14 protein-coding genes and 1 pseudogene are annotated in these 26,974 nt (G+C 70.8%); 1 reads left to right on the top strand and 14 read right to left on the bottom strand.

The window, feature by feature from the left end; translation table 11 throughout:
• The first annotated feature begins 151 nt into the window (after positions 1 to 151).
• Positions 152 to 1,144 (top strand): helix-turn-helix domain-containing protein, encoded by a 993-nt coding sequence (locus ACWEOE_RS25155; RefSeq protein WP_452012983.1) that lies wholly within the window; start codon positions 152 to 154, stop codon positions 1,142 to 1,144.
• Between the two features lie 446 nt (positions 1,145 to 1,590).
• Here the strand turns inward: ACWEOE_RS25155 and ACWEOE_RS25150 are convergent.
• From ACWEOE_RS25150 to ACWEOE_RS25085, 14 genes and pseudogenes are all read right to left on the bottom strand, one after another.
• A pseudogene (locus ACWEOE_RS25150) lies at positions 1,591 to 2,388 on the bottom strand (glycoside hydrolase family 16 protein); the annotation flags it as partial.
• A gap of 138 nt (positions 2,389 to 2,526) precedes the next feature.
• Positions 2,527 to 4,755: a 1,4-alpha-glucan branching protein GlgB gene (gene glgB / locus ACWEOE_RS25145; protein ID WP_452012980.1), complete on the bottom strand. Its 2,229-nt coding sequence runs from the start codon at positions 4,753 to 4,755 to the stop codon at positions 2,527 to 2,529.
• A gap of 4 nt (positions 4,756 to 4,759) precedes the next feature.
• On the bottom strand, positions 4,760 to 6,148 hold the full coding sequence (locus ACWEOE_RS25140; protein ID WP_452012977.1) for a maltokinase N-terminal cap-like domain-containing protein: 1,389 nt from the start codon (positions 6,146 to 6,148) through the stop codon (positions 4,760 to 4,762).
• 5 nt (positions 6,149 to 6,153) lie between these two features.
• Positions 6,154 to 7,962, bottom strand: a complete 1,809-nt coding sequence (treS, locus tag ACWEOE_RS25135) for a maltose alpha-D-glucosyltransferase (protein ID WP_452012975.1) — start codon at positions 7,960 to 7,962, stop codon at positions 6,154 to 6,156.
• A gap of 99 nt (positions 7,963 to 8,061) precedes the next feature.
• Positions 8,062 to 10,041, bottom strand: a complete 1,980-nt coding sequence (locus ACWEOE_RS25130) for an alpha-1,4-glucan--maltose-1-phosphate maltosyltransferase (protein WP_452012973.1) — start codon at positions 10,039 to 10,041, stop codon at positions 8,062 to 8,064.
• Between the two features lie 357 nt (positions 10,042 to 10,398).
• Positions 10,399 to 11,817, bottom strand: a complete 1,419-nt coding sequence (gene pntB, locus ACWEOE_RS25125) for a Re/Si-specific NAD(P)(+) transhydrogenase subunit beta (RefSeq protein WP_452012970.1) — start codon at positions 11,815 to 11,817, stop codon at positions 10,399 to 10,401.
• Positions 11,818 to 11,820: 3 nt separating this feature from the next.
• Positions 11,821 to 13,380 (bottom strand): Re/Si-specific NAD(P)(+) transhydrogenase subunit alpha, encoded by a 1,560-nt coding sequence (locus ACWEOE_RS25120; protein WP_452012968.1) that lies wholly within the window; start codon positions 13,378 to 13,380, stop codon positions 11,821 to 11,823.
• Between the two features lie 153 nt (positions 13,381 to 13,533).
• Positions 13,534 to 15,684: a glycogen debranching protein GlgX gene (glgX, locus tag ACWEOE_RS25115; protein ID WP_452012965.1), complete on the bottom strand. Its 2,151-nt coding sequence runs from the start codon at positions 15,682 to 15,684 to the stop codon at positions 13,534 to 13,536.
• 92 nt (positions 15,685 to 15,776) lie between these two features.
• Positions 15,777 to 17,510, bottom strand: a complete 1,734-nt coding sequence (treZ, locus tag ACWEOE_RS25110; protein WP_452012963.1) for a malto-oligosyltrehalose trehalohydrolase — start codon at positions 17,508 to 17,510, stop codon at positions 15,777 to 15,779.
• Entirely contained in the window at positions 17,511 to 19,805 is a 2,295-nt protein-coding gene (treY, locus tag ACWEOE_RS25105) for a malto-oligosyltrehalose synthase (RefSeq protein WP_452012961.1), read from the bottom strand.
• Positions 19,802 to 21,931, bottom strand: coding sequence for a glycogen debranching protein GlgX (glgX, locus tag ACWEOE_RS25100; protein ID WP_452012959.1), 2,130 nt, complete (start codon positions 21,929 to 21,931; stop codon positions 19,802 to 19,804). The genes treY and glgX (ACWEOE_RS25100) overlap by 4 nt, the downstream gene beginning before the upstream one ends.
• Before the next feature lie 83 nt (positions 21,932 to 22,014).
• Positions 22,015 to 23,997, bottom strand: coding sequence for a 4-alpha-glucanotransferase (gene malQ, locus ACWEOE_RS25095; protein ID WP_452012956.1), 1,983 nt, complete (start codon positions 23,995 to 23,997; stop codon positions 22,015 to 22,017).
• Positions 23,998 to 24,194: 197 nt separating this feature from the next.
• Positions 24,195 to 25,583, bottom strand: a complete 1,389-nt coding sequence (locus ACWEOE_RS25090) for a M1 family metallopeptidase (RefSeq protein WP_452012954.1) — start codon at positions 25,581 to 25,583, stop codon at positions 24,195 to 24,197.
• The gene (locus ACWEOE_RS25085) at positions 25,580 to 26,971 is read right to left on the bottom strand and encodes a M1 family metallopeptidase (RefSeq protein WP_452012952.1); all 1,392 of its coding nucleotides are present in this window, start codon (positions 26,969 to 26,971) and stop codon (positions 25,580 to 25,582) included. The genes ACWEOE_RS25090 and ACWEOE_RS25085 overlap by 4 nt, the downstream gene beginning before the upstream one ends.
• Positions 26,972 to 26,974 lie beyond the last annotated feature (3 nt).

Below are 26,974 nucleotides of genomic sequence, written 5' to 3'. Positions count from 1 at the left end.
GGCTCCCTTTCGGGTCGGGGAACGGAGAGGGCACAGGGATCGGGGGATGAGCCGGAGTCGCGGAAACACCGGCGGTCGGCCGGTGATCGGATCAATTTCCCAGCCGCGCGACGGGTGGCGCAAGATAGCCACCGTGACCAATAGTCGCCAGGTGGCGGGAACACGTCAGCACTCGCGGGACCTCGACGCGCTCGGCGTCCCGGCCGCCGACGCGAGCGTGTACACGGCTTTGCTCGGCCATCCACGCACCCGAGCCGTGGACCTGGCGGAACAATGCGGACTTTCCGCCCAGCAGGTGACCCGGGCCCTGTCGCGGCTCACGGCGAGCGGCATGGCGAGCCGGGTCCCGGGCCGGCCGGCGCGCTACCTCGCCGCGGCGCCCGACATCGCACTGGGAGCGCTCGCGGCCGAACGCGCGGCCGAACTGCGCAGCGCCCGCGCGGCGATCGAGGATCTGATGACCGTGCACCGCGAGGCCAGCCGCTTCACGCACCCCGCCGAGCTCGTCGAGGTCGTCACCGGCGCGGAGAACCTCGACGCGCGCGTGCGGCGGCTGCAGGACGAGGCCCGCACGCAGATCCGCGGCTTCGACCGCCCGCCCTACGTCAGCTCCCCCGGGCAGAACCTGGACCCGGAACGACAGCGGCTCAAGGCCGGCATCACCTATCGCGTGATCTACGACCGCGAAGCCATCGCCGTCCCCGGCCGGCTGCACAACGACATCCTCGTGAGCGGCACCCACGGCGAGCGCTCCCGCGTGCGCCCTCGGCTGCCGATCAAGATGGTGATGGCCGACGAGGAAGTCGCGGTGATCCCGATCAGCTCCTCACCGCACGTCGTCGACGCGGCGTACATCATCCACGCCTCGGCGCTGCTCGACGCGCTGGTCACGTTGTTCGAAGCGGAATGGGACCGCGCGGTGCCGATCACCGAGGCACTCACCGCGCCGGCCCCGGAGCGCGACCCCGACACGGCCACCCTGCTGACGCTGCTCGCCGCCGGCCAGACCGACGCCGGCATCGGCCGCGCCCTGGGCTGGAGCCCCCGTACCACCCAGCGGCGCGTCCGGCGGCTGATGACCGAGCTCAACGCCACGACCCGCTTCCAGGCCGGCATGAACGCGAAGGAGCGCGGCTGGTTGTAACCCATAAGTCCACTGTGAACCGAGTAACTCCACGGAGATCCACGCCGCACGACCCCCGCCCGCCGCGCACACAGCGACGCGTGCAACGGCTGATGACCGACCTCAACGCCACCACCTGCCTTCCAGAACGGTATAACGCCAAGGACCGCGGCTGGTGAAGGTTCGGCTGGCTCTACCTCCACAGTGGAACGTCCTGCACCGTGACATGCAACCGGCGTCCAGGGGCCACTCCAGACCCAGGGCGGCCGCGCGGTCCACAATGGACAAGCCCGACACGTGAGAAGACGCGGCATTTTCCGGAGCTTCGCCCGGCTCGCCGCAAGTCGAGCCGGGCGAAGCCGCGGAGATCCGCGCCGCCCGATCTCCGCCCGCCGCCGCGGCCCGGTTTCGCGGCGGCGTCCGGTGGTCACGGAGAACCGAAGAGCAGTATCCGAAGTGGACTATCAGCTCACGTGCACGTAGTCGACCACGAGCTGCTGCGGGAACTGCCTGCCCCCGTCGGGGTCACCCGGCCAGTCCCCGCCCACAGCGAGGTTCAGGATCAGGAAAAACGGGTGGTCGTACACCCACTTGTTGCCGCCCAGGTCGGCCGGCGTGCGGGTCTCGTAGGCGTTGCCGTCGACCGACCACACGATCTTGTCCGTGGACCAGTCCACCGCGTAGGTGTGGAAGTCGTCGGAGAAGTTCGGGCCGTTGTAGGCCGCGCCGATGCCGTTGGCTCCCGAGTAGCCCGGGCCGTGGATCGTGCCGTGCACGGTGTTCGGCTCCTTGCCGATGTTCTCCATCACGTCGATCTCGCCGTCGGCCGGCCAGTTGCCGCCGCCGAGCATCCAGAACGCGGGCCACATGCCCTGGCCGCGCGGGAGCTTCATCCGGACCTCGACGTGGCCCGAGCTCGTGGAGAACTTGCCGGAGGTGTTGAGCCGCGCCGAGGTGTACTCGCACGGGCCGTACCAGCAGTTGTTGCCCGAGCTCTCCTTCTTCGCCGTGATCACCAGGTGCCCCTGGCCGTCGAGCGCCGCGTTGGCCGCGCCCGAGGTGTACCACTCGCGCTCGTGGTTGTTCACGTTGTCGCCGGTCTCGTAGTTCCACTTCGAGCCGTCGGCCGGGTTGCCCGCTGGCCCGTCGAAGTCGTCGGCGAAGGCGGCCGCGGGCGCCGCGCTTCCAGCCGGCGCGACCGCGCAGGTCAGGCCGGCCACCATCGCCAGAATCGCAGGCAACCGCCACCGGGCAGACGTCTTCAGAGACTTCATCGTCGTCATCCCTCGTCACTCGAGGGGCGGCCTGGCGGCGCCACCCCGGGTTTCGTTGTGGATCACAACAAAGCTAACCCGCGGCGATGTTCACCGACAAGAGCCAACGTGAGGAATTTTCCGACCGCTTCACACGCCCGGTGAAACGGCCTCCTCCAGCAGCCACAAGACGCCGTTGGGCGGCAGCTGCAACACGGCCGAGGCCGGCAACCCGTGCCACGGCTCCTCCACGGCCTCCACCGCACCGAGGTTGCCGACGCCGGATCCGCCGTAGGCCTCGGCGTCGGTGTTCAGCAGCTCGGTCCAGCGCCCGGCCGCGGGCAGGCCCACGCGGTAGTCGTGGTGCGGCACGCCGGCGAAGTTCGCGACACACGCCAAGCGCGAGCCGTCGGGGCCGATGCGCAGGAAGCTGAGCACGTTGCCGGCCGAGTCGTTGGCGTCGATCCACCGGAAGCCTTCCGGGCGCACGTCACCGCTGAACAACGCGGCGGTGGACCGGTAGATCGTGTTCAAGCGGCGCAATAGGTCCTGCACCCCGCGGTGCAGCGGCTGCTCCAGCAGGTGCCAGTCGAGCGAGCGCGACTCCGACCACTCCTGCGGCTGCCCGAACTCGCCGCCCATGAACAGCAGCTGCTTGCCCGGGTGGGCCCACATGAACGCCAGCAGCGAACGCAGCCCCGCCGCCTTGTTCCAGTCGTCGCCCGGCATGCGCTGCCACAGGGATCCCTTGCCGTGCACCACTTCGTCGTGCGAAAGCGGCAGCACGAAGTTCTCGCTCCACGCGTACACGAGCGAGAACGTCATCTCGTTGTGGTGGTACGCGCGGTGGATCGGCTCGTGGCCGAGGTAGCGCAGCGTGTCGTGCATCCAGCCCATGTTCCACTTGAAGCCGAACCCGAGCCCGCCCAGGTGCGTCGGCCGCGTGACACCCGGCCACGCCGTGGACTCCTCGGCCACCATCACCGCCCCCGGGTGTCGGCGGTAGACGGTGGCGTTGAGCTCCTGCAGGAACCGCACGGCGTCGAGGTTCTCGCGGCCGCCGTACTCGTTGGGCAGCCACTCGCCGTCCTTGCGCGAGTAGTCGAGGTAGAGCATCGACGCGACGGCGTCCACGCGCAGGCCGTCGAGGTGGAACTCTTCGAGCCAGTACAGCGCGTTGGCCACGAGGAAGTTGCGCACCTCGTTGCGGCCGAAGTTGAACACGAGCGTGCCCCAGTCGGGCTGCTCGCCGCGACGCGGGTCCTCGTGCTCGTAGAGCGGGCTGCCGTCGAAGCGCGCGAGCGCCCAGGCGTCACGCGGGAAGTGCGCGGGCACCCAGTCCACGAGCACGCCGATCCCCCGCTGGTGCAGGTGGTCCACGAGGTAGCGGAAGTCGTCCGGCGAACCGAAGCGCGAGGTGGGCGCGTAGTACGACGTGACCTGGTAGCCCCACGAACCGCCGAACGGATGCTCGGCCACGGGCAGGAACTCGACGTGGGTGAAGCCGGTGTCGGTGACGTAGTCGGCGAGCTGGTCGGCCAGCTCGCGGTAGTCGAGGCCGGGCCGCCAGGAGGCGAGGTGCACCTCGTACACGCTCATCGGCGCGTCCGCCCAGTTGGTGGCCTCGCGGGTGGCGACCCAGTCGTCGTCGGACCAGGTGTAGGCCGACTTCGTGACCTTCGACGCGGTCGCGGGCGGCACCTCGGTGGCGAACGCCATCGGGTCGGCCTTCTCGTGCCAGTGCCCGTCGGCGCCGAGAATCCGGAACTTGTAGCACGAGCCGACCGGCACGTCGGGCACGAACAGCTCCCACACGCCCGACGAGCCGAGCGAGCGCATCGCGTGCCCGCGCCCCTCCCAGCCGTTGAAGTCACCGATCACCCGCACGCCGCGCGCGGTCGGCGCCCACACCGCGAACGACACGCCCCCGACTGTCCCGTGTGGAGTGTCGTACGTGCGCACGTGCGCACCGAGCACGTCCCACAGCCGTTCGTGCCGGCCCTCGCCGATGAGGTGCAGGTCGAGCTCGCCGACGGTGGGCAGCCAGCGGTACGGGTCGTCGGTGACCACGGTGTGCCCGTCGTAGCCGACCTCGAGCCGGTAGTCACCGGGGTGCTCGGGCAACGGGGCCGCGAACAACGCGTCGGCCACGCGCTCCAGCGGGAACCGGCGGTCGCCCGCCAGCACCGACACGGCTTTCGCCCCGGGCACCAGCGCCCGCGCGACGACCCGGCCGGGGCTCGTGGCGCCGACGCCCACCGTGCCCTGGGCGTGCACGCCCAGCACCGAGTGCGGGTCGTGGTGCGAGCCGGCCAGCAACCGGTCGATGTCCTGCGGGGACGGAGCCGCTTCGGGCAGATCCCGAGAAGCCGCGTTCACGTCTTCACTCACCTCCGTGGGCGATGCGGGCGATCGCCGCCATGGGCACGGAGAGCCAGTCGGGCCGGTTCGCGTGCTCGTAGGAGACTTCGTACACCGCTTTGTCGAGTTCGAACGCACGAAGCAGCTCTCCGTGCTCGCGCGGGTCGCCGATCGGGCCGGCGGCCCCGGCGTACCCGTCGCAGAAGGCCGTGCGGTTGCGGCGCGCCCATTCCAGCGCGCGCTCCGTCGTGGCCGGGTCTTCCGGTTGCCCCACCAACAGCTGCCGGGCGGCGTAGTCGAACGAGCGCAGCATGCCCGCCACGTCCCGCAGCGGCGAGCGCAGTGCGTGCCGCTCCTCCAGCGGCGCGGCCGGCTCGCCCTCGAAGTCGAGCAGCAGCCAGCCGCCGACCGTGCGCAGCACCTGGCCCAGGTGCAGGTCGCCGTGGATGTACTGCATCGAGATCTCCGGGCGACCCGGCGGCAGCTCGAGCAGCGCGGCGAACACCTTGTGCAGCGCGGGTACGTGTACGGCCAGCTGCGGGACGTCGCGCGCCACGCGGTCGAGCCGGTCGATCATGCCCGCCACCGTGCGGTCGAGCTCGGACGCGTCCACCGGGTGCGCGCCCAGTGCGGCCGCGAGGTCCGTGTGCACGTGCGCGACCGCCGCGCCGAGGCGCGTCGCTTCCCCGGCGAAGTCGCCGCCGACCTCGTCGGGGCGCAGCTCGGGCTCGGCCATCAGGTCGCGCACGCTCGTGGAGGCCATCGCCCAGCCGTCGACGGCGTCGGACAGGAACACCTGCAGCATCCCGATCGTCGCCGGCTCCCCGGCCAGCTCGCCGGTGATCGAGCCGACCACCTCGGCGATGTGCTCGCAGCCCGCCTGCTGCAGGGCGCGGTGCAGCAGCAGGTCCTTGTTCGTGCCCGGGCTCAGCTTGCGGAACAGCTTGAGGATGTACTGCCCGCCGTAGACCAGCGACGTGTTGCTCTGCTCGGACGTGATGGGCCGCGCGCGCAGCCCGCCCGTGAGGCGCGCGCCGGGCTCGTGCTCGAACACGAGCGGGCCGACGCGGTCACCGGTCACGATGTGGTCGAGCAGCACCGCGGTCAGGTCCGCGTCGCCGCTCGCCTCGTAGAAGTTGAGGCCGCCGTCGGCGCCGAGCCAGGCCGTCGACGCGATCTCCGGCGGGTGCGAGCGGCGCCCGACCAGCAGCTGGTAGGGCTCGGCCCGCTCGCCCTGCACCACCTCGACGACCACGTGCAGCAGCTGCGGGTCGCCTTCGACCAGCTCGGTGGTCGCGAGCGCGCGCACGGCCGTGATCGGCCGGTCCTTGCCCGCGAACCACCGCTGCGCCGGAAGCCAGGACGGCAGCTCGGCGACGAGCTGCTCGACCAGATGCCCGTGGTCGCTCAAGGCATTCACCTCATTTCGCCTTCGGCTTCCCGCTCGACGAGCTGGAACCAGTAGAACCCGTGACCGGGCAGCGTGAGCAGGTACGGCAGTTCACCGACCTCAGGGAACCGCACCCCGCCGGTGAGCTCGACGGGCACGCAGCCGCGGTGGCCGGACAGGTCGAGCTCCACCGGCTGCGGGAACCGCGACAGGTTGTTCACGCACAGCACCACGTCCATGCAGCCGTCGGGTCGGCGCCACTCGCGCTTGTAGGCGAGCACGCTCGGGTTGGACCCGCCGAGGTCGGTGAAGTCGCCCTCGGCGAACGCGTGGTGCTGCTTGCGCACCTCGATCATCCGCCGCGTCCAGTTCAGCAGTGACGACGCGTTGTTGGACTGGGCCTCCACGTTGAGGGCCTCGTAGCCGTAGACCGGGTCCATGATCACCGGCAGGTAGATGCGGCCGGGGTCGCACGAGGAGAAGCCGGCGTTGCGGTCCGGTGTCCACTGCATCGGCGTTCGGACCGCGTCGCGGTCGCCGAGCCAGATGTTGTCTCCCATACCGATCTCGTCACCGTAGTACAGAACGGGCGAGCCGGGCAGCGACAACAGCATCGCCGTGAACAACTCCTGCTGGTTGCGGTCGTTGTCCAGCAGCGGCGCCAGGCGCCGGCGAATGCCGATGTTGGCCTTCATCCGCGGGTCCTTGGCGTACTCGGAGTACATGTAGTCGCGTTCTTCGTCCGTGACCATCTCGAGCGTGAGCTCGTCGTGGTTGCGCAGGAAGATGCCCCACTGCGTGCCGCTCGGGATCTGCGGCGTCTGCAGCAGGATCTCCGAGATCGGGAAGCGCGACTCGCGCCGCACGGCCATGAAGATGCGCGGCATCAACGGGAAGTGGAACGCCATGTGGCACTCGTCGCCGCCGACGTCCGGGTCGCCGAAGTACTCGACGACGTCGGAGGGCCACTGGTTCGCCTCGGCCAGCAGGATCCGACCGGGGAACTCGTCGTCGACGACCTTGCGGCAGTGCTTGAGGAACTCGTGGGTGCGCGGCAGGTTCTCGCAGTTGGTGCCCTCCTGCTCGAACAGGTACGGCACGGCGTCGAGCCGGAACCCGTCGATGCCGAGGTCGAGCCAGAACCGCAGCACGTCGATCATCGCTTCCTGCACGGCCGGGTTCTCATAGTTGAGGTCCGGCTGGTGGCTGAAGAAGCGGTGCCAGTAGAACTGGCCGCGCACCGGGTCGTAGGTCCAGTTCGACGTCTCGGTGTCCACGAAGATGATGCGCGCGTCGGCGTAGCGCGAGTCGTCGTCGCTCCACACGTAGTAGTCGCCGTAGGGGCCGTCGGGGTCCGACCGCGACTGCTGGAACCACGGGTGCGCGTCGGAGGTGTGGTTGAGCACCAGGTCGGTGATGACCCGGATGCCGCGCTTGTGCGCTTCGCCCAGCAGGAACACGAAGTCCTCGACGGTGCCGAACTCCGGCAGCACCGAGCGGAAGTCGCTGATGTCGTAACCGCCGTCGCGCAGCGGCGACGCGTAGAACGGCGGCAGCCACAGGCAGTCGACGCCGAGCCACTCCAGGTAGTCCAGCCGGCTCGCGAGGCCGCGCAGGTCGCCCGTGCCGTCCCCGTTGGAGTCGGTGAAGGCGCGCACGAGCACCTCGTAGAACACGGCGCCCTTGAACCAGTGCGGGTCGCGCGGCGCCTCCTCGGCGTGCGCGAACTCGTCGGCCTGCGGTTCCACCAGCAGGCCCTCGGCGGTCATCGCCTCGCCCGTGTGCGGAACACCGTCCAGGCCCAGAGCTGCGTCGGGCCGGCTCTCGTCGTCCATCAAACTCCACCTCGTCCCGCGTTGCGGCGGTACGTTCGATCGTCCCTGCCGCGTGCCGTACGTGCAGGGTGGCTGGAAAAATACGTTGAACGGGCCCGGTTATCCCGCGAGCCGGCGGCGGACCGCGACCACGTGCGCGACCGCACGCCACGGTTCGAGCCGGACGAAGTTGGCCTGGCCCCAGTCCCAGGTCTCTCCGGTGACCTCGTCGTGGGCGATGAGCCGCTCGTGCCAGTCGAAGCCGAGCGACTCGAGGTCGAGCCACAGGGTGCCCTCCTGGGCACCGTGCGGATCGAGGTTCACCACGGTGATCACGGTGTCGCCGGTCGCCGGGTCCTGTTTGGAGTAGGCGAGCAGCGCGCCGTTGTCGACGTGGTGGAACCGCAGGGAACGCATGCCCTGCAACGCCGGGTGCGTCTTGCGGATCGTGTTGAGCTTGGTGAGCCACGGTTCCAGCGAGCGCCCCTCGGCCAGCGCGCGCTCGAAGTCGCGGGGCCGCAGCTGGTACTTCTCCGAGTCGAGGTACTCCTCGCTGCCCTCGCGCACGGCCTGGTGCTCGAAGAGCTCGAACCCGGAGTAGACCCCCCACGTCGGCGACATCGTGGCGGCGAGTGCCGCGCGCAGCGCGAACGTGCCCGGGCCGCCGTGCTGCAGCGACTCGTGGAGGATGTCCGGGGTGTTCACGAACAGGTTCGGCCGGCCCTCGTTCCAGTGCTCGACCAGGTCGGTGCCGAACTCGGTCAGCTCCTCCTTGGTCGTGCGCCAGGTGAAGTAGGTGTAGCTCTGCGTGAAGCCGAGCTTCGCCAGGCCCCACAGCCGCGCCGGGCGCGTGAACGCCTCGGCCAGGAACAGCACGTCGGGGTGCGCGTCCTTCACCGACTGGATGAGCCACGCCCAGAAGTCCGGCGGCTTGGTGTGCGGGTTGTCGACCCGGAAGATGCGCACCCCGTGCGAAGCCCAGTGGAGCACGACGCGCAGGACCTCGTCGTAGATGCCGCGTGGGTCGTTGTCGAAGTTGATCGGGTAGATGTCCTGGTACTTCTTGGGCGGGTTCTCGGCGTAGGCGATCGTGCCGTCGGGCCGCGTGGTGAAGAACTCCGGGTACTTGAGCACCCACGGGTGGTCGGGCGCGGCCTGCAACGCGAGGTCGAGGGCCACCTCCAGCCCCAGCTCCCCCGCGCGCGCCACGAACGCGTCGAAGTCCTGGAGCGTGCCGAGCTCAGGGTGGATCGCGTCGTGCCCGCCTTCGTCGGCGCCGATCGCCCACGGCGAGCCGCAGTCCTCGGGGGTGGCGACGAGGGTGTTGTTGGGTCCCTTGCGGTTCACTCGCCCGATCGGGTGGATCGGCGGCAGGTAGATCACGTCGAAGCCCATGTTCGCCACCCGATCGAGTGACTGCGCCGCAGTGGTGAACGTGCCGTGCACCGGGTTGCCGTGCTCGTCCACACCGCCGGTGGAGCGCGGGAAGAACTCGTACCAGGAGCCGAAGGCCGCACGCTTGCGGTCGACCCACAGCTTGAGCGGTTTGCCCTTGGTGATCAGTTCGCGCACGGGGAATTCGTGCATGAGCCGGCGCACCTCGGGCGAAAGCGCCGCGCCCACGCGCTCGGCGAGATCGCGGCCGGTGTCGCGGAGATCGCCTGCCGCACCGGCGAGCAGCGCGCGCTCGGCCCGGCGCTCGGGCCGGCGGGACACGCGTTCGAGCAGGCGCGCGCCGTTCTCCAAGTCGTTGTCGAGGTCCTCGGGTCCTTGCCCCGCCGCGATCTTGACCTCCACCGCGTGTTCCCACGTGGCCCACGGGTCGCTCCACGCGTCGACGCGGTAGGTCCACAGACCTTCGGTGTCGGGCACGATCACCGCGCCGAAGCGGTCCAGACCCGTGCCGCGCTCGGCCATCCGCGTCTGCCGCGACACGCGATCGGAGGGACCGCGCCATGCGACGGTGGCCGCCACGGCGTCGTGGCCTTCGCGCCACACCGTCGCGGACACCGGAAAGTGTTCCCCCACAACGGCTTTGGCCGGGTACCGGCCACAGCTGACCGTGGGGCTGACGTCGTCGATCCCGAGCCGGCCGGTCATGGCAACGCCCCTCTTTTGACTGCGCTGATCCCCCGCGAACGCGAGCACGGTCAGTGTGCCTGATTCCCTCAAAGCCCTTGACAGCGGGGCCTTTTACCGTTGTACCCGCCACCCGGTCGGGCGAAACGGATCCGGCCGGGGGAAGTTTTCCCCGATCTCACACGTCCGGCGTGTTCGCAACTCGAACGCGGGACCAATCTCCCGAGCATGGTTTTCGCGGTTTCCCCGTAACACGGACGTCGAGAGCCGTTCACCCTCGGACACGGGCGCGCGACTGTCCACAATGGGCCCCGGACACGACCGCGCCGCCAGTTCCGGGGAGCCGGCGGCGCGGGTGGCGCGAGGGACTGCCCGGGGTCACCCCACGCGGGCCGGGAGCGCGGCGAGGATGTCCTGCACGCGTTCCTTGGCGTCGCCGAAGAGCATCTGGCTGTTCTCGCGGAAGAACAACGGGTTCTGCACGCCGGCGTAGCCCGGCGCCATCGACCGCTTGAACACCACGACGTCGCCGGCCTCCCAGACCCGCAGCACCGGCATGCCGGCGATCGGGCTGCCCGGGTCCTCCGCGGCCGCCGGGTTCACCGTGTCGTTGGCGCCGATCACGAGCACGACGTCGGTGTCGGCGAGGTCGTCGTTGATCTCGTCCATCTCCAGCACGATGTCGTAGGGCACCTTCGCCTCGGCCAGCAGCACGTTCATGTGGCCGGGCAGCCGCCCGGCGACCGGGTGCACGCCGAACCGCACGGTCACGCCCTGCTCGCGCAGCCGCCGCGTCAGCTCGGCCACCGGGGCCTGCGCCTGCGCGACCGCCATGCCGTACCCCGGCGTGATGACCACCGAGCTCGCGTTCGAGAGCAGCTCGGCCACCCCGGCGGCGTCGATCTCGCGGTGCTCTCCCGTGACCTCCGCGGGGCCGCTCGTCGCCGGCGCGCCGAAGCCGCCCGCGATGACGGAGATGAACGAGCGGTTCATCGCCTTGCACATCACGTAGGACAGGTACGCACCGGACGAGCCCACCAGCGCGCCGGTGATGATCAGCAGGTCGTTGCCCAGCAGGAAGCCCGACGCCGCCGCGGCCCAGCCCGAGTACGAGTTGAGCATCGACACGACCACCGGCATGTCCCCGCCGCCGATCGAGGCGACGAGGTGCACGCCCAGCAGCAGCGCCAGCACGGTGACGATCGCGAGCAGCCAGGTCACCGGGGTGATCACGAAGAACACCGTGAGCACCGCGAACGCGACCAGCGCGCCGAGGTTGAGCACGTTCTTGCCGGGCAGCTGCAGCGGCGCCGAGGCGATCCGCGCCGAGAGCTTGAGGAAGGCGATGATCGACCCGGTGAAGGTCACCGCGCCGATGAACACCCCGATCACGACCTCGGCGTGGTGGATGCCCAGCAGCGAGCCCACCAGCTCGGTCTGCGCGCTGTCGCCTTCCACCTCGAGATACCCGTTCCAGCCGACCAGCACCGCGGCCAGGCCGACGAAGCTGTGCATCAGGGCGATCAGCTCGGGCATGCCGGTCATCTCGACCACGCGCGCCCGCCACACGCCGATCGCGGCCCCGATCAGGAGCGCGATGAGCAGCAGTGTGATGCCGAGGCCGCTCGCGATCCCCAGGGCCGTGGCCGCGGTCGCGACGAGCGCGATCGCCATGCCGGCGATGCCGAACCACACGCCGCGGCGCGAGGTCTCGTGCTTGGCCAGTCCCGCGAGGCTGGCCACGAACAGCAGGGCGGCGATGAGGTACGCCGCGGTCTTCCAGGTCTCCGCGTGCACGGGTCAGCTCCTCGAGAACATCGACAGCATCCGGCGCGTGACCAGGAAGCCACCGACGATGTTGATGAAGGCCAGCAGCACGGCGGCCGCGGCCAGGACGGTGGTGGCGATCCCGCCGCCGGCGATCTGCAGGATCGCGCCGACGACGATGATTCCCGAGATGGCGTTGGTAACCGACATCAGCGGCGTGTGCAGCGCGTGGTGCACGTTGCCGATCACGTAGAAGCCGATCACGATTGCGAGCACGAACACCGTCAGGTGCCCCGCCAGCTCGGGCGGCGCGAACGCCGACGCCAGGAACAGCACCACAGCGCCGACCACCGCGACGACCGCTCGGGCCCACGGCGACCTGGCCGGCTCCGGCTTGGCCGGTTCGGCCGTCGGCACGGGGGCAGGCGGCGGCGCGGCGCTCACCGAGACCTTGGGCGGCGGCCACAGGACCTCGCCGTCGCGGACCACGGTCAGCCCGCGCTGCACCACGTCCTCGAAGTCCAGCGTCAGCCGGCCGTCCTTCTCCGGCGTCAGGAGCTTCAGCAGGTTCACCACGTTGGTGCCATACAGCTGCGAAGCCTGCGCGGGCAACCGGCCCGGCAGGTCCGTGTAGCCGATGATCGTCACGCCGTTTTCCGTGGTCACGACCTCGCCGGCCACCGTGCCGGCCACGTTGCCGCCCTGCGCCGCGGCCATGTCCACGACCACACTGCCCGGCTTCATCGATGCCACCTGCTCGGCCGAGAGCAGTTTCGGCGCCGGACGCCCGGGGATCAGCGCGGTCGTGATGACGATGTCCACGTCGACGGCCTGTTCGGAGTAGATCTCCGCCGCGCGCTTGTCGTAGGCCTCCGACGTCGCCTTCGCGTAGCCGTCGGTGCTGACCTCCTGCTCGACCTCGACGGCCAGGTACTCCCCGCCGAGCGAGCGCACCTGGTCGGCCACCTCGGGCCGCGGGTCGGTCGCCCGCACCACCGCGCCCAGGCTGTTGGCCGCGGCGATCGCGGCGAGCCCCGCCACGCCGGCACCCGCGACCAGCACCTTCGCCGGCGGCACCTTCCCGGCCGCGGTGACCTGGCCGGTGAAGAACCGCCCGAACACGTGCGCGGCCTCGATCACGGCCCGGTAGCCCGCGATGTTCGCCATCGAGCTGAGCACGTCGAGCGACTGCGCTCGCGAGATGCGCGGAACCGCGTCCATCGCGAGCGCCGTGACTCCCCGTTCGGCCAGCGCGACCAGCCGGTCGGGTTCCAGCGCGGGTGCCAGCATCGACACGAGCGTGGTGCCGGGGCGCAGTCTCTCGATCTCGTCCGGGCCGGGTGCGTTGACGGTGACCACCACGTCCGCGTCCCACACCGGATCGGCCGACACCTCGGCGCCCGCCGACTCGTACGCCTCGTCGTCGAACCCGGAGCGCGCGCCGGCTCCGGACTCCACGCGCACGGTGTAGCCCAGGCCGATGGCCTTGCGCACGGTGTCCGGCGTCAGCGCGACGCGGGTCTCGGTTTTCGTCGACTCCGCGACCAGTCCGATGCGCAGACCGGACTCGGATCCAGTGCCGTCGTCGCTCATGCACTTCTCCTCGGGGATAGCCACGCTGGATTTCAGCATCCAACGAACCGGATTACGAGCAGAATTCCGGTGTCCCGTGGTGAGAGTGGTCTCTTGACCGATTTCTGCGAAATCTCTGGATCGATGCACCCCGGGAAAGCGCCGGCCCCTGCGCTAGACCGGTTGTTGGGGACCCGCCAAGAAGTCCCGTGGCGCGCGCAGCAGCTGCAGTGACCGGGCGGCCACGACGATGCGGGTCTTCGGGTCCAGAACGCCCAGGTAGGCCGGGCTGCCGTCGGCCGTGCCGGTGTCCAGGGTGGGTTTGTAGGTGGCGCCGTACTCGGTTCCGGGCAGCACCACCTCGGTGTCGTCCTCGCCCGCGTGCAGGATCAGCAGCCACGAGTGGTCGGTCACGAGCTCACCCTCGCGGTTGCGGGCCTGGGAGTTGGAGCCGTCGATCCACATGCACAGCGTGCGGCGGCTCTCGTCGAACCAGTCGATCTCGTCGAACTCCTCGCCGTCGGGCCGGAACCAGACCAGGTCGGGTTTGCCGGTCGGCGTGGTGCGGCCCTCGAAGAACTCCGGCTGGCGCAGCGCGGGGCTGCTCGCCCGGATGCGCACCACGCGCCGGGCGAACGCGAGCATCGGCTCCGAAGCCGCCGAGGGCGTCCAGTCGAGCCAGGACGTCTCGTCGTCGAGGCAGTAGGCGTTGTTGTTGCCGCCCTGGCTGCGCCACATCTCGTCACCCGCGACGAACATGGGCGTGCCGGTGGACAGCAGCAGCGTGGCGAAGAGGTTGCGCGCCTGGCGGGTGCGCAGGGCGACGATCGCCTGGTCGTCGGTCTCGCCTTCCACACCGTGGTTCCAGGAGCGGTTGTCGGTGGTGCCGTCGCGGTTCTCCTCCCCGTTGGCCTCGTTGTGCTTTTCGTTGTAGGACACCAGGTCCCGCAACGTGAACCCGTCGTGGGCGGTCACGAAGTTGATCGACTGCCACGGCCGGCGCAGGTTGTGGTCGTAGAGGTCCGACGAGCCCGACAGCCGGTAGGCGAGGTCGCGCACGCCCGTGACCCCGCGCCAGAAGTCGCGCACGGTGTCGCGGTAGCGGCCGTTCCACTCGGCCCACTGCGCGCCGAAGTCGCCGACGCGGTAGCCCTCCCCCGTCGCGTCCCACGGCTCGGCGATGAGCTTGCAGCGCGAGAGCACCGGGTCGGTGGTGATGGCCGTGAGCATGGTGGAGTCGCGGTCGAACACGCCGCCGCGCGGACGACCCAGCGTGCTGGCGAGGTCGAAGCGGAAGCCGTCGACGCCGAGCTCCTGCGTCCAGTACCGCAGGGAATCGGTGACGAGCCGGACGACCGTCGGCGAACCCGCGTCGAGTGTGTTGCCGCAACCGGTGATGTCGGCCATGTGCCCGCGTTTGGTGTGCAGGTAGTACGCCGGTGCGTCGAGCCCGCGCAGGAACAGCGTGGGTCCGTCGGGACCGCCCTCGCAGGTGTGGTTGAAGACGACGTCGACGATCACCTCGATGTTGGCCGCGTGCAGTGCCGCCACCATCGTGCGGAACTCCTCGACCTCGCGGCCGGGCTCACTTGCGTAACCGGGGTGCGGCGCGAAGTAACCCAGCGGCGAGTAGCCCCAGTAGTTGTGGCGGCCCGCGCGCACCAGCGACGGCTCGTCGGCGAACGCGTGCACGGGCAGCAGCTCCACCGTGGTCACGCCGAGGCGCGTGAGGTGCTCGATCGCCACCGGGTGCGCCAGGCCAAGGTAGGTGCCGCGCAAGGCTTCCGGGATGAACGGGTGCAGCTCGGTGAAGCCCTTCACGTGCAGCTCGTAGATCACCGACTCCTCGAACGGCACCTCGGGCTTGGTGCCCGTGTCCGGTCCGCCGGGCGAGGTGACGACCGAGAGCGGCACGCTGCCGAGGGAGTCCACAGTGGACGCCGGACCGCGGTCCGGGTCACCCGTGAACCCCTGCGCCGCCGCGAGGTCGGTCAGCCGGCCGCTGATCCGGTGCGCGTACGGGTCCACGAGGAGCTTCGCCGGGTTGCAGCGCAGGCCGCGGCCGGGGTCGTACGGGCCGTGCACTCGATAGCCGTAGCGCTGGCCCGGCGTGACGCCCGGGACGAGCCCGTGCCACACGCCGAACGTCCGCTCGGTGAGCTCGATCCGGCGCTCGGTGCCGTCGTCGCCGATGAGGCAGACCTCCACGGCGTCGGCGACGGCGGAGGTGACGGCGAACCGCACCCCTCCGGCTTCCGGGTGAGCGCCGAGCGGAAAGGGGCGGCCGGCCAGGACCTGGGTGTCGGAAGCGGGTCGTGTTGCCATGGGGAGATCCTCCCAAATCCGGCCGCTTCCCGGGTCCGGCTACCTGGCTGAACTTTCTCGTGAAAGTGCCGGATTTCCCCTGGTCGGCGTCTTCAGGAGGTGACAACCAGCACGAACGACGCGGGCGGCAGCCGCACGGACGACCCGCCATTTTCACCGGCATGGTCGAACTCGGGCGTGTCCCAGGACGCGAGAACCTCCACGGGCGTTCCAGCCAGTGGGACGGTGGCCGCCGTTTCACCGAAGTTGCACACGAGCCGCAGGGCGCCGCGGTGGAGCACGAGCCACGAGTCGTCCGGCGCCGCACGCACCTCGAACCCGTCGAGGTTCGGGTCGGCGAGCTCGGGCCGTTCGCGGCGCAGCCGGATCAGCGTGCGGTAGGTCCGCAGCATCTCCTGGTGCCCCGGCCGCTCCGGCTCGGTCCAGTCGAGCCGCGAGCATTTCACGGTCGCCGGGTCCATCGGGTCCGGCACCTCGGTCTCGCCCCAGCCGTGGCGGCCGAACTCGCGCCGCCTCCCCGTGCGCACGGCCTCGGCCAGCTCCGGGTCCGGGAACGACGCGAAGAACTGCCACGGCGTGCTCGCCGCCCACTCCTCGCCCATGAACACCATCGGGGTGTACGGCGAGCAGAACACGACCGCCGCGGCGGCCGCGATCTTCCCGGGCGCGACCGTGGCCGAGAGCCGGTCGCCGGTGGCGCGGTTGCCGATCTGGTCGTGGTTCTGCAGGTAAGCGAGGAAGCGGTGGCCCGGCACCTTGCGGGTGTCCACCGGCCGGCCGTGGGTGCGTTCGCGGAACGAGGACCACGTGCCGGCGTGGAAGAACACCTCGCGCAGCGTCTTCGCGAGCGCGCCGGGCGCGGCGAAGTCGGTGTAGTAGCCGGAGGTCTCGCCGGTGATGCGCACGTGGAGGCAGTGGTGCAGGTCGTCGGACCACTGCGCGTGCACGCCGAAGCCGCCGCCTTCACGCGGGGTCACGAGCCGGGGGTCGTTCTGGTCCGACTCGGCGATCAGCGTGAGCGGGCGGCGCACCGCCGCCGACAGCTCGCCGACCTCGGTGGCCAGCTCCTCCAGCAGGTGCGTGGCGCGCTTGTCCACCAGCGCGTGCACGGCGTCGAGCCGCAGCGCGTCCACGTGGAAGTCGCGCAACCAGCCCAGGGCGTTGTCGAGCACGTACCGGCGGACCTCGTCGGAACCGGGTCCGTCGAGGTTGAGGCCCGCGCCCCAGTCGGTGTGGCCGGCGAAGTACGGGCCGAACCGGTCGAGGTAGGCGCCCGACGGGCCGAGGTGGTTGTAGACGACGTCGAGCACCACCGCGAGGCCGCGGGCGTGACACGCGTCCACGAAGCGCTTGAGCCCGTCGGGGCCACCGTAGGGCTCGTGCACGGCGCCCCACAGCACGCCGTCGTAGCCCCAGCCCGCCGTGCCGTCGAACGAGTTCACCGGCAGCAGCTCCACGTGGGTGATGCCGAGGTCCACGAGGTGGCCGAGCCGCTCGATCGCCGAGTCGAACGTGCCGCCGTCGGTGAACGTGCCCAGGTGCAGCTCGTAGACGACGCCGCCCGGAAGCTGGCGCCCGGTCCACGCGGCGTCGGTCCAGGCGAACGCCGAGTGGTCGTAGACCCGCGAGGCCTCGTGGACGCCGGCGGGCTGACGCAGCGAGCGCGGGTCGGGCAGCGGCTTGTCGTCGTCACCGAGCAGGAACGCGTAGTCGGTGCCGGTGACCTCGGCCCGCCACCAGCCACCGGGACTCGCGGTCATGGCGTGGTCGGTGCCGTCGACCCGCACCCGCACGCGATCCGCGGCGGGCGCCCACACGGTGAACATTCAGCAATCCCCTCGCACCAGAAGAGCCACCGGGTACTTGTCGAACAGCGCGGCGGCGGCGGGCGCGTCGCCGACCGCGCGGCCGGTGAGCACGTCGGTCCAGACGCCGTCGGTCAGCGGCAGCACGGTGTCGCGCCAGCCGCCCGCCTTCTCGAGCCGGACCGGCAGCCGCGTGACGGCCACGGCGAGGTCTTCCCCGCGCTGGAACGCCAGCAGGTGCTCGGCGGCCGTGCCCTCGGCCGTCAGCGGGCGGTAACCGGTGAACAACTCCGGACGCTCGCGCCGAAGTGTCAGCGCGCGGTGCACGAGGAGCAGCTTGGCCGCACCGGTCTCGTCGACCTCCGGCTGTTCGCCCGCCAGCACGCGGTCGAGGATCTCCCGGCGCACGGCGTAGTCGACCTCGCGCCGGTTGTCCGGGTCCACGAGCGAGAAGTCCCACAGCTCGGTGCCCTGGTAGACGTCGGGCACCCCCGGCCCGGCCAGCTGCACCAGCTTCTGCCCCAGCGAGACGACCCAGCCCGGGCCACGCAGCCGGGCCACGAACTCCTCGATCTCGGCCACCAACCCGGCGTCGGCGAGCACCCGCTCCGGCCACGCGGCGACGGCCTGCTCGAACGCCTCGTCGTGGTCGGTCCAGGTGGTGCGCAGCTTCGACTCCTTGGCGGCCTTGTCCAGGTAGTCGCGCAGGCGCTCGGGCGCGATCGGCCACGCGCCCACGAGCGTCTGCCAGGCCAGCAGGTCAAGCGCGGGTTCGTCGATGCCGCACCGCTCGGTCCAGCGGCGCACGGCGTCGGCGAACTCGTCGGCCAGCTCCGCCAGCGCCACCTGCCGGGCCCGCGTGTCCTCGGAGCGCTTGGTGTCGTGGGTGGTCAACGTGGTCATGCTCGCCGGGCGCCCGGCGGCGCGGCCCGTGGCCGCTTCGTGGAACTCGGCCACGCTGCGCCCGAACCGCGAAGGATCGCCGCCGACCTCGTTGAGCGCGGCGAATCGGGTGAAGCGGTAGAACGTGGTGTCCTCGGTGCCCTTGGCCACGACCATGCCGGACGTCTGCTGGATCCGCGTGGCCAGCTCACCGTCCGGGTTCGCGCGGACCTGCGTGTCCAGCGCGTCAAGCGCGGCACCGAGGTCGGGCCGGCGGGACCGCGCGCGCTCGATCGCCCCCGCCCACTCGGCGGCGCCCTCCGGCAGGTACGAGCGGTAGACGCCGAAGGCGATCATCACCTCGGCCACCGCGGCGCGCGCGGCGCCGGCCTCGATGCCCTCGACCAGCGTGGCGATCCGGTGCACCTCGGCCACGAGGATGCGGTCGGTGACCAGGCGGCGTGCCTCTTCCTCGACGGCGAGGTAGTCGGTGCGCACGCCGAGCTCGTCCGCCAGCCGCGTGAAGACGGGCTCCGCCGCCGGGTCGACGAACACGCCGGTGATCTCGTTCAGCGCGTCGTAGCCGGTGGTGCCCTCGACCGGCCAGCTCTGCGGCAGCGCCTCGCCCGGGTGCAGGATCTTCTCCACGACCAGCCACGCCTCCGGGGCGCCCGCGCGCAGCCGGCGCAGGTAACCGCCGGGGTCGGCCAGGCCGTCCGGGTGGTCCACGCGCAGCCCGGTGACGTCGCCGGCGGCCACCCAGCGCAGCACCTCGCCGTGGGTCTCGGCGAAGACCTCGGCCTTCTCGACCGTGACGGCCGCGAGGTTCGTGATGTCGAAGAACCGCCGGTAGTTCAGCTCGGCGTTGCCGCGGCGCCAGCCGACGAGCTCGTAGTTCTGGCGCGCGTGCACCTCTTGCGGCGAGCCGTCGCCGGTGCCGGGCGCGATCGGGAACCGGTGGTCGTAGTAGACCAGCTCCGCGTCGTCACCCGAGCCCTCGACCTTCAGCTCGCCCACCGCCGCGTCCTCGCCGAGCACCGGCAGCAGCACCTTGCCGCGTTCCCAGTCGATGTCGAAGAACCCGGCGTGCACGGACGCCTGCCCGTGGCGCAGCACATCCCACCACCAGCGGTTGAGCTTCGGGATCTCCACCGACATGTGGTTCGGCACGATGTCGACCACGAGCGTCAGTCCCGCCGACTTCAGCCGCTCGGCCAGCACCTTCCGGGATTCCTCGCCGCCCAGCTCGGGCCGGGCGCAGGTCGGGTCGACCACGTCGTAGCCGTGCGCGGAGCCGGTGGTCGCGTCGAGCACCGGCGACGCGTACAGCGCGCCGACGCCGAGCGCGCGCAGGTAGTCGACGACCGCGGCGGCGTCGGTGAAGGTGAACTGCGGGCGCAGCTGCACCCGGTACGTCGAGGACGGCGCGCTCACTCCTGCTCCTCCCGGCCGGTGCGCTGCAGCACCACGAGCGACCGCGCGGCGAGCGTGTGCTTGCCCCCGCCCGGGATCGGCTCCACGTCGGACCGGCCGACCTGACCGGTGGCCGTGTCGACGACCACGGTCCACTCGGTGCCGTACCCGTTGGCGGGCAACGTCATCGCGAGGTCCTCGTAGTGCGCGTTGAACGCGAGCAGGAACGACTCGTCCTGCACGGTCATCCCGCGGGGGTCGAGATCCTGGATGCCCTCGCCGTTGAGGAAGATGACCACGGACTTGCCGAAGCCGTCGTCCCAGTTCTGCTCGGTCATCTCCTCGCCGGCCGGGGTGAACCAGGCGATGTCGCCGAGCTCCTCGCCCTTGCGCACGGGCTTGCCCTGGAAGAAGCGGCGGCGCCGGAACACCGGGTGCGCTTTGCGGAACGCGGTGAGCGCCGCGGTGAACTCGACGAGGTCGGAGTTCTCCTTGGCGAGCTCCCAGTCCATCCAGGACAGCTCGGTGTCCTGGCAGTAGGCGTTGTTGTTCCCCTGCTGGGTGCGGGCCAGCTCGTCGCCGTGCAGCAGCATCGGCACGCCCTGCGAGAGCAGCACGGTGGCGAGCAGGTTGCGGCGCTGGCGTTCGCGCAGCGCGAGCACCTCTTCGTCGTCGGTCGGGCCCTCCACGCCGCAGTTCCACGACCGGTTGTCGTCGGCGCCGTCGCGGTTGTCCTCGCCGTTGGCTTCGTTGTGCTTCTCGTTGTACGACACCAGATCGTTGAGCGTGAAGCCGTCGTGCGCGGTGACGAAGTTGATCGACGCGAACGGCCGGCGGCCGTCGTCCTGGTAGAGGTCCGACGAGCCGGTGATGCGGGACGCGAACTCCCCCAGCGTCGACGGTTCACCGCGCCAGAAGTCGCGCACGGTGTCGCGGTACTGGCCGTTCCACTCCGTCCACAGTGGCGGGAAGTTGCCCACCTGGTACCCGCCGGGGCCGACGTCCCACGGTTCGGCGATCAGTTTCACCTGGCTCACGATCGGGTCCTGCTGCACGAGCTCGAAGAACGTGGACAGGCGGTCGACGTCGTAGAACTCGCGCGCCAGCGCGGACGCGAGGTCGAAGCGGAAGCCGTCCACGTGCATCTCGGTGACCCAATAGCGCAGCGAGTCCATGATCAGCTGCAGGGTGTGCGGGTTGCGCACGTTGAGCGAGTTGCCCGTGCCCGTGTAGTCCATGTAGTACTTCGGCTCGTCCTCGACCAGCCGGTAATAGGCCTCGTTGTCGATGCCGCGCATGGACAGCGTCGGGCCGAGGTGGTTGCCCTCGGCGGTGTGGTTGTAGACCACGTCGAGGATCACCTCGATGTTCGCCTCGTGCAGGGCGCGGACCATGCCCTTGAACTCCTGCACGGCGCCGCCCTGGCCCGGCATCGCCGCGTAGCTGTCGTGCGGCGCGAAGTAGCCGAGGGTGTTGTACCCCCAGTAGTTGCGCAGGCCCTTCTCGTCGAGGCCGTGGTCGGTCACGAACTGGTGCACCGGCATCAGTTCGACCGCCGTGATCCCGAGCTTCTGCAGGTGCTCGATCACCGCGGGGTGCGCGAACCCGGCGTACGTGCCGCGCAGCCGCTCGGGCACGAACGGGTGCGACATCGTCATGCCGCGCACGTGCGCCTCGTAGATCACGGTCTCGTGGTACGGCGTGCGCGGCGCGCGGTCGTTGGCCCAGTCGAAGAACGGGCTCACCACGAGCGAGTACGGCACGTGGCCGGCCGAGTCCTGGTCGTTGCGCTCCTCGGGGCTGTCGAACTTGTACCCGAACAGCGACTCCGACCAGTCGACGCCGCGGGAGAACGCCTTGGCGTACGGGTCGATCAGCAGCTTGTTGGGGTTGCAGCGCAGGCCGCGGTCCGGGTCGTACGGACCGTGCACGCGGTAGCCGTAGCGCTGGCCCGGACCGACGCCGAGCAGGTAGCCGTGGTGGACGAACCCGTCGACCTCCTCCAGCCGCGAACGCGTCTCCTTGCCGTTCTCGTCGAACAGGCACAGCTCCACGTAGTCGGCGACTTCGGAGAACAGCGCGAAGTTCGTGCCGACACCGTCGTAGGTGGCACCGAGGGGGTAGGGCGATCCGGGCCAGGGGCGCACGGGTCTCTCCTTGGGGACGTCGGTTCTTGCGGAGGACTGAGTTACCCGCGTGAGCGAGTCTCGAACCACGGGTTTCGCGTGATCTAGCGCGAGAGCGGACGGGCGGCCTTGAGCGGGGCGACCGCCGCGCGCACCCTCGCGTCGGCGAAGAACCCGTCGACGCTGACGGGGAGCGGGATCCGCCAGTTAGGGTACTGGTCGACCGTGCCCGGCAGGTTCGGCTGGCGCCGTTCGCCGACCACGTCGGCGGGTGAGGTGAGCACCAGACGTGACGCCGCCGAGGCCAGCAGCGTGTGCAGGGCCACCACCGGGTCGTCGGCGGGGATGCCTTCGCGCGCAACGAGGTCGAGCAGCGCCGTGCGTTCGGCCGCGGCCTCGGCGTACTCCTGCTCCACCGGCCGGTCGAGCAGGCCCAATTCGGCGCGCACGCGCACGTGCTCGGCCTCGAGCCAGCCCGAGACGGTGGGCAGGTCGTGGGTCGAGATGCTCGCCATCGCGTGCGGATCCCAGTCCGCGGGCCGCGCGAACGGTTTGCCCGGTGCGTCCCAGTCGCGCTGGAACCACAGCACGGCGGAGCTGAGCACCCCGCGCTCGTGCATCGTCTCGGTGACGGTCTCCTCGACCGTGCCGAGGTCCTCGCCGACCACCACGGCGCCCGCCCGGTGTGCTTCGAGCGCGAGCACGCCGAGCATCGCCTCGGCGTCGTAGTGCACGTAGGTGCCGCGGCCGGCGGGCTCGCCCGGCGGGATCCACCACAGGCGCCACAGCCCCGCGATGTGGTCCACGCGGATGCCGTCGGCGTGCTGCAGCACGCCGCGCACCACGTCGCGCAACGGCGCGTACCCGGCTTCGGCGAGGCGGTCGGGCCGCCACGGCGGGAGGTTCCAGTCCTGACCCTGCTGGTTGAACGCGTCCGGCGGCGCACCCACCCGCACGCGGGCGGCGAAGACGTCGCGCAGTGCCCACGTGTCGGCGCCGCCGGGGTGCACGCCCACGGGCAGGTCGTGCACGACACCCACCGTCATGCCGGCCTCACGCGCGGCGAGGCGGACCTCGTCGAGCTGCTCGTGGCACAGCCGCTGCAGCCAGCCGTGGAACTCGACGCGGCCGGCCAGCTCGTCGCGGGCCGCGGCCACCTCGGGACTCGCCGGGTCGCGCAGCGCCTCGGGCCACTGGCGCCAGTCGGCGCCGTGCACCTCGGCCAGCGCGCCGAACGTCGCGAAGTCGCGCAGGTCGTCGTCGAGCTCGACGGGCCGCGGGTGGTGCGGGCGCAGCAGCTCGAGCGCGGTGCGCTTGGCGTCCCACACGGCGTCGTAGTCGATCAGGTCCGGCACCGCGTCCGGCGCCAGGGCCAGCACCTTCGCGCGGGTGGGTTCGTCGGCCAGCGCGAACGCCTCGGTGTCGGTCACGCGCAGGTACACGGGGTTCGCGAACCGGCGGCTCGACGGCGAGTACGGCGAGCGCTCCACCGGGTGCGCGGGCGCGAACGCCTGCACCGGGTTCACCAGCAGCACGCCTGCGCCGAGCTCGGCGGCCGAGCGCGTGGCCGTGGTGCGCAGGTCGCCGAAGTCGCCCATCCCCCACGACCCGGCCGAGTGCAGCGCGTAGAGCTGCAGCATCCAGCCCCACGCGGCCGGCACCTCGGGCAGCTTCGCCGGAACCACGATGAGCGTGACCACGCGCTCGCCGTCGACCACCCGGTGCCACCCGAGCGGGAGGTCGGCCGGCAGCGTGGTGCCCACGTCGCGGGTCGTCCCGTCCTCCAGCTCGACGGTGACCGCGCGCCGCAGCTCCCTGGTCTCGCCCACGCGGACGACGACGGTGGGCGGCAGGTCGGTCGAGGCTTGCGCGGCCCGCACCCGCGCCAGGGCTTCGCGGATGGCGTCGTCGCTCGATGCGTCCACCTCGAACTGCGCGAGGACTTTCACCACGACCTCGGCTTCGACCTGCACTTCCACGCGGTCGGAGTTCTCGTAGTGGGTCGCCACGCCGTGGGCGGCGGCCAGCTCGGCCAGCTCGGGCGAAACGTCGGGGCTCGGTGATCCGGAGGCGGTCGGGCTCTGCACCGGCCCAGTCTTGCGGCCCGCGCCCGACCGCGCCAATCGCCCCGCCGGTCGGCACCCGAATGCCGGAAGCGAACAGCGGTGACCGGCCAGTCGGGGGGCGTGCCGGCCGGTCACCGCCACACCCCTCAAGAGGACATCCGGTGAACTGCATGACGGCTGGTGGCGTAGATCACTCCTTCGAGTGAAGTTGTCGAGGCTCAGTGGGCAAGCGTGCCCGGGTACAGGTATTGGGCCGGCGGGATCACGGAGCTGTGTGCCCACGCCGTGAAGAAGCCCGACAGGTCCTGCCCTGCCTGCGCCGACGTGAAGTGCTCGAAATCGGGCCAGGACGCGTTGCCGTACCTGTGCGCGGAGATCCAGTGCTTCAGCAGACCGAAGAACTTGTCGTCACCCACCGTGCGGCGCAGCGCGTGGAGCATGAGCGAGCCGCGGTCGTACAGCGCGACGTCCAGCGGCCGGTCCTTGCCCGGGTCGTAGATCGGGACCTGCCAGTAGGCCGCGTCGCCCGCGTTCTGCTCGACGATCGAGCGGTAGCTCTCGTCGAGTTCGGCCCCGTTCTCGGCCTCGTCCCACAGCTGCCCCGTGTACTGGGCGAAGCACTCGGCCAGGCAGCCGTCGCGCCAGTCCGAAAAGGACACCGCGTCGCCGAACCACTGGTGCGCCAGCTCGTGCACGGCCGAGGCGTCGAAAAACGCGCCGTCGTAGGTCGGGCGGGTCTGCGTCTCCAGCGCGAGGCTGCCCTCGGCCGCCTCCGGATCCACGACGATCGCGCCGGTCGAGTCGAACGGGTACGGGCCGAACGTCTTGGTCAGGAAACCCATGATCTTCGGCAGCAGCGCCTCGGAGTCGGGGATGAAACTCGTGTTCTGCCCGTACGCGGTGATCACGGGCGTGCCGTCGGCGAGCTTCGAGCGGTGCGCGGTGAACTTGTCGATCGCCATCGTCGTGGCGTAGGAGACGATCGGGTGGTCCTCGTGCCACCGGAAGGTCGTGTGCCCGGCGTGGGTCGTCGTCGGGCCGGGCAGCCCGTTGCCCACCACGGTCCAGCCGGTCGGCACGGTCGCCTCCAGGTGCAGTGCCGCCTTGTCCGACGGGTGGTCGTTCAGCGGGAACCACGCCGTGGCCGAATGCGGCTCGCCGCTCACGTCGATGCCGCCGCCCACGAGCCGGTGCCAGCTCGCGCCCACCGGCTGCCCCACGTACGCGACCCGGACGGTGAAGGCGCTCCCGCGGCGCACCCGCGTGCGCGGCGTGATCACGAGCTCGTGGGCACCCGAGCGCGCGACGGTCTTGACCGGCTCGCCGTTCACGGTCACCGCCGAGACCGTGAAGCCCTCCAGGTCGAGGTCGAACCGGTCGAGATCCTGGCGCGCGGCCGCGTGCACCGTGGTGTCGCCGGTGAAGGAACCGGGGTTCGCGGGGTCGTAGGACACCTTCACGTCGTAGCGCGAGACGTCGTAGCCGCCGTTGCCGTCCTGCGGGAAGTACGGGTCGCCGACGCCGTCGGCGCCGATCGTGGACGGCTGCGCCAGGCCGAGCGCCGCCGCGGCGCTCGTGACGAGGGCGAGCGCTTTGTACCAGCTCATGATCGGTTCTTCAGGGTTCCGGGGTGGAGGTAGGGCTCGGGCGGGATCACGGTGCTGTGGGCCCACGCGGTGAAGAAGCCGGTGAGGTCGTGGCCGTACTCGTGCGCCGCGAGGCGTTCGAAGTCCGCCCACGACGCGTTCGCGTCGCGGTGCTGGGCGAGGAAATCGCGCAGGGTCCGGAAGAACACGAGGTCGCCGACGGTGCGGCGCAGCGCGTGCAGCATGAGCGGGCCGACGGTGTAGCAGCCGCCGTAGAACGCGTCACCCGGCTCGGCGAGCGGGGTCTGCCAGAAGCCGGGGTCCTTCGCCGCGTCGACGAGCGCGGCGCGGTAGTCGGCGTCGAGGTCGTGGCCTTCCTTCGCTTCGCGCCACAGCCATTCCGCGTAGGTGGCGAAGCATTCCTTGAGGCAGATGTCGGACCAGCGCGCGACCGTCACGCTGTCGCCGAACCACTGGTGCGCCTGCTCGTGCACGAGGTCGGTGAACCGCTCTGCCGGGATGCCGCCCGGGTACACCGGGCGGTCCTGCAGTTCGAACCCACCGCCGCTGTCGCCGGGGTAGAAGATGCCGCCGGCCGAGGAGAACGGGTACTTCCCGAACCGCGCGGACAGGAACCCGAGCACCTCGGGCAAGCGGTCCTCGAACGGTTTCGCGCCTTCGGCTCCGGCGGTGTACGCGTCGATCACCGGGGTGCCGTCGGCGAGCCGGCCCGTGTGGACGGTCATCCGGTCGATCACCACCCCGGTGAGGTAGGACGCGACGGGCCGGTTCTCCGTCCACGAGAACCTCTTGCGGCCGTCGCGCACCACCGGCGACGCCGGCACGCCGTTGCCGATCACCTCCCAGCCCGCGACATCGGGCAGCGTCACGGCCAGGTGGAACGTCGCCTTGTCCGACGGGTGGTCGTTCACCGGGTACCAGCTCGACGCCGAGTGCGGTTCGCCGAACGCGTGCACCGCACCGGCCGCGTCGGCTGTCATCCAGAAGAAGCCCGGCGTGCCCTGGTACCGCACCCGCACGCGGAAGGACTGCCCGCGCCGCAAGGGTTTCGCGGGTGTGATCACGAGCTCGTGCTCGCCGGTGCGGGTGAACTCCGCGGGCGCGCCGCCGACGGTGACGCTCTGCACGGTGAAGCCCTCGAGATCGAGGTCGAAGCGGCTCAGGTCCTGGGTGGCGGCGGCGTCGGCCGTCGTGTCCCCGGTGAGGAAATCGGGTTTCGCCGGGTCGTAGTCCAGTCCCACGTCGTAGTGGCTCACGCGGTAGCCGCCGTTGCCGTCCTGGGGGAACAGCGGGTCGCCGATCCCGGCGGAGCCGGGGCCCGGCGTGGCGACCGCCGTTGCGGCGGCGAGGACGAGGACCGAACCGGCGGCGACCGCGGTCGCCCACACTCT

Source organism: Amycolatopsis sp. NPDC004368, from assembly GCF_053602515.1.
The sequence above is the reverse complement of the archived record's forward strand: the minus strand, read 5'-3'. Positions and strand labels throughout refer to the sequence as shown.